The organism is Streptomyces noursei (genome assembly GCF_001646665.1).
Taxonomy (GTDB): domain Bacteria; phylum Actinomycetota; class Actinomycetes; order Streptomycetales; family Streptomycetaceae; genus Streptomyces; species Streptomyces lavendulocolor.
Genome location: NZ_LWBU01000024.1, coordinates 1 through 317 on the forward strand (window position 1 = coordinate 1; position 317 = coordinate 317).

The following is a 317-nucleotide window of genomic DNA, read 5'->3' on the forward strand; positions in this document are numbered from 1 at the left end:
CCCCCGACAAGGCCGGGCGAAACGACAGGGCCGGGAGCGGCGCAGAAGGCCGCGCCGGAGGCCCGCGCAGGGCCCCGCCCCCGCCGCGGCCCCCAACCCCACGGCACCGGCCCCCGCCCGCCCCGGCGGCGCGCCCAACCGGGTGCGCCCCCGCCTCGCCCGCCTCGGCGTCCAGCGCTCGTCGCCGTACAACCCGGTCCTGGAGCCCCTGCTGCGCATAGTCCGCAGCAACGACCCGAAGATCGAGACGTCGACGCTCCGCCAGATCGAGAGTGCCTACCAGGTCGCCGAGCGCTGGCACCGCGGCCAGAAGCGCA

The 317-nt window shown here is 77.9% G+C and carries 1 pseudogene; it reads left to right on the forward strand.

Annotated features, from left to right (window positions below):
• Positions 1-317 (forward strand): annotated as a pseudogene (locus A4V12_RS34220) (GTP pyrophosphokinase); the annotation flags it as partial.